Origin of the sequence: Stenotrophomonas sp. 2YAF22, from assembly GCF_052114665.1 — a bacterium.
In the GTDB taxonomy this organism is placed as follows: Bacteria; Pseudomonadota; Gammaproteobacteria; order Xanthomonadales; family Xanthomonadaceae; genus Stenotrophomonas; species Stenotrophomonas indicatrix.
On record NZ_JBFRFE010000433.1, the window covers coordinates 1 to 3,708 of the forward strand.

Annotated in this window: 4 protein-coding genes; 2 read left to right on the plus strand and 2 right to left on the minus strand. The window is 64.0% G+C overall.

The genetic code is table 11. The features are described from left to right. A partial coding sequence (locus AB4Y84_RS15900; RefSeq protein ID WP_442250422.1) for an SDR family NAD(P)-dependent oxidoreductase occupies window positions 1-250 on the minus strand: 250 nt, incomplete at its 3' end. A gap of 128 nt (window positions 251-378) precedes the next feature. Between AB4Y84_RS15900 and AB4Y84_RS15905 the strand changes: the two genes are divergently transcribed. Next, window positions 379-555, plus strand: a complete 177-nt coding sequence (locus AB4Y84_RS15905; protein WP_442244562.1) for a hypothetical protein — start codon at window positions 379-381, stop codon at window positions 553-555. Between the two features lie 247 nt (window positions 556-802). After that, window positions 803-1,756, plus strand: a complete 954-nt coding sequence (locus AB4Y84_RS15910) for a helix-turn-helix transcriptional regulator (protein ID WP_088100184.1) — start codon at window positions 803-805, stop codon at window positions 1,754-1,756. Window positions 1,757-2,015: 259 nt separating this feature from the next. Here AB4Y84_RS15910 and AB4Y84_RS15915 read toward each other — a convergent pair. After that, on the minus strand, window positions 2,016-3,708 hold a 1,693-nt coding region (locus AB4Y84_RS15915), incomplete at its 5' end, for a CocE/NonD family hydrolase (RefSeq protein ID WP_442250423.1).

Sequence of the window (3,708 nt, forward strand, 5' to 3'; positions counted from 1 at the left end):
CCAGTTCCTTCACCGTGCGCTGCACCGCGGCTTCCACCGCCGCCTCGTCGGTGACATCCAACGCGACACCGATGGCCTCGGCCCCCTGGTTGCGCAGCGTGGCCACCGTGGCATCCACCGCATCCTGCTTCAGGTCCCACACTGAAATGCGCGCACCCGATGCAGCGAGCGTTTCCGCTACCGCCAGGCCGATACCGGATACACCGCCGGTGACGATCGCGGTTTTTCCGTTGAGTCGATAATCAATCATCTGTGGTCTCCATCTGTTGGGAAATCGATGCGGACAGAACCGTCCGACCTCACCGACACTACGCCCTTCTTCGTGACGAAAGCGCTGCATGCGTGATACTTGCGCGCATGCCCGCCACCTGAGCTTCCATGCGTACAGCCTGCGTTCCACTTTCTGCCGATGCCGAACGGCGGCTGGATACCGATTCCTGCCTGCCTGGCGATCTGTACGAAGTGATGCTCAGCGATGCCACGGTCGATCTGCTGTTCGACAGCGGCTTCCTCACTACCCTCAATACGCGGTTCGGCCTGCTCTTTGACCACTAGGAAGACGAATCGATCACCCGTCCCGAGCAGTTACAGTACGCACGCGCATTGCTGCGCGATCTTCAACTTGGCCGTAAATGCCAATCGATTGACCCGTTGGATATCGCATTCGGGCTGGCATTGGAGAAAATGACAGGAATCTATTTCCAACTCTGAAAGCGCAGGACCGATCCGCGCTGCAGGTGCACGATGGAACGTGCGGGCACATCGTCGCCGGCACCCATCATCAATGGTTGAGCGCCGAGCGATGTCCCGATATTTCACGTTTGCCGATTACCGCCGTTTTGGCCAGCGACACGGCTATGACTACCGTGCCGATCCAAGCCACCTGCGCGAAGAACAGTGGGCCGGTCACGGCGACCTGCACGAACAGACCCTGCGCGGCGGCATGAGCCTGCTCGCATCGGATGTGCACAACCGCATCGCCTACACCGCCACAGCGCACGAACGGCCCGGCCTGGTCATCCGCGTGATGCTGCAGGGCCAGGTCGACGTGCAGGTTCCCAACCGCAGTGACTTCAGCCTGCGCGCAGGCACCGCAGTGACCACCAGCCACCGCGACCATGTGGCAATGGTCGGCGTCCATCCGGGCAATATGCGCCTGCGTGGCATCAGCCTGATGGTGCCAGCCGATCTGGACCCGGACCTGCTGCGGCAACCGCAATTGCAGCGGGCATTGGGTTCACACATGGAATGCAGGCACTGGGCGATTCCGCACGCGATGCTGCCGCCTCTCGCGCAGCTGTTCGACAGCCCCTGGCAGGATGGCCTGGATGCGCTGTGGCGCGAGGGCATTGCCCTGCAGTTGCTGTCCACCGGCCTGCAGGCCGATGATCTGCACGCCGAAGGCGCGCGTGCGCTGCGCAGTGGCCAGCGGGCGCGGCTGGAACGCGTACGGACGTTCCTGCACGACGACCCTGGCCATGCGCACAGCCTGCTGGAACTTGCCCAACTGGCCTGCATGAGCCCCAGCGCACTGCGCCGGCACTTCGTCCAGGAGTATGGTTGCTCGGTGTTCGACTACCTGCACGAACAACGCATGCGACATGCCGAGCAGGGCCTTCGCGAATCCGGCTGGAGCGTGGAGCAGGCGGCTGCGGAAACTGGCTATCGGCATCCCAGCAACTTCGCCGCCGCCTTCCGCAAGCGCTTCGGGCTGGTGCCCAGCCGCTGGCGCACCGGCCCTTCGAAGGTCGGCTGAAGCCATCTGCTCTGGTAGGTGTCGACCTTGGTCGACACGCTTTCGCACCACTATGTTGCCGGCCAGCGGCCGGCACTACCCCGTCGGTCCTGCAGACGATCTATTCCGGTAGGTGTCGACCTTGGTCGACACGCTTTCGCATCATCGCGGATGCCGGCYAGCGGCCGGCACTACCACACCCGCCGGGCATGGCCCGGCGCAACCGACATCGCGTGATCCCAGGTAACGCCGGGCATAGCCCGGCGTCATCCCCTCCGCCTCAATACACCGGCAGTTCGATGAAGCTGGCCTGCGCGGCGCTGTGCCATACCCGCTGCGTCGCCTTCTGGTAATCACCCGGCTTGGCCAGGTAGATGTTCGGCACATAACTCTGCGGATTGCGGTCGTACAGCGGGAACAGGCTGGACTGCACCTGCACCATCACCCGATGGCCCTTCTGGAAGGTGTGGTTGGCATTGGGCAGGTCGAAGCGATACGGCAGCACCTGGTTGGCCGCCAGCGCCTTGGGATCGCTGAAGCTCTCGCGGTAACGGCCACGGAAGATCGCCAGTGACACCGGCAGCTCATAGCCGCCCATTTCCGGCGTCGATGCCTCCTGGTCGGGATACACATCGATCAGCTTCACCACCCAGTCGCTGTCGGTGCCACTGGTGGACGCCTGCAGGTTCACCACCGGCGTACCTCCGATACGCAGCGGTGCGGTCAACGGCTCGGTGATGAAGGTCAGCACGTCGGGGCGGCCATCGACGAAGCGCTGATCCTTGACCAGCCAGGTGGTCCACATGTCGCGGTCGCCAAAGCGCACCGGACGCGGTACGAACGGCACCGGCTTGGACGGATCAGACACGTATTCCTCGAAGTCGCCCTCGCCTGCCGCCGGCGCCTGGAACGCCAGCTTGCCTCCGGCACGCAGGTACAGCGGCTTGCTGTTTGCCGCGCACGCCTTCTCGCAGCTGCGCGGCCAGCCCTGCAGGCGGTCCCAGTGGTTTTCACCGGTGTTGTAGATCAGCACCGGTGGCGTATCGGCCTTCGGCGCGCCATCCACCAGGTACTGGTCGAAGAACGGCTTGAGCACGTCGCGGCGGAACTGCAGCGCGGTATCGCCATCGAATTTCAGCGCCCCAAGCTGGCTGCCGTCATAGTTCACCTGGCTGTGCCGCCACGGGCCCATCACCAGGTAGTTGTGGGTGTTGCCGGTGTCGCGCCCTTCCATCGCCTGGTAGGCGTGGTTGGCACCCCACATGTCTTCCTGGTCCCACAGGCCCTGCAGCCACATGGTCGGCACCTTCAGCGGCGTCTTCGCCATCACCGCATCCAGCGCCTGGCCCTGCCAGAACGCATCGTATGCGGGGTGCTGTACCAGCTTTTTCCACCAGGTCAGCTGGTCCACACCGGTGAAGCGGGCGTAGTCGCCGGCCGAGCCGATGCGCAGGAAAGTGCTGTAATCGTCGTAGCCCAGCGACGGCAGCGGCGTGCCCTTGCCACGCTTCTCGGTCTGCATCGCAAAGTAGTTGAAATTGACCTGGCGGAAGGCGCCGTAGTTGAGCCAGTCGTCACCCATCCAGCCATCGACCATCGGGCTCTGCGGCGCGGCCACCTTCAGTGCCGGGTGCGGATCGGTCAGCGCCATCACCACGGTGAAGCCTTCGTACGATGAGCCGAGCATGCCGACCTTGCCGTTGGTCTCCGGCACATGCTTGACCAGCCAATCGATGGTGTCCCACGCATCGGTGGAATGATCGACCTTGGTACCGTTCAGTGGCCCACGCAGCGGCCGGGTCATCACGTAATCGCCTTCGGAACCGTACTTGCCACGGATGTCCTGGAACACGCGTATGTAGCCGCCATCGACGAACACTTCATCGCCCTGCGGCAGCAGATCGCGCATGCGCGGCGAATCGCTGCGGCTGGCGCGGCCGGCGGCGTCGTACGGTGTACGGGTCAGCAGGATC

Coding starts and splice junctions, on each gene's coding strand:
- AB4Y84_RS15905 (WP_442244562.1), top strand. CDS start 379: ATGCGTACAGCCTGCGTTCCACTTTCTGCCGATGCCGAACGGCGGCTG.
- AB4Y84_RS15910 (WP_088100184.1), top strand. CDS start 803: ATGTCCCGATATTTCACGTTTGCCGATTACCGCCGTTTTGGCCAGCGA.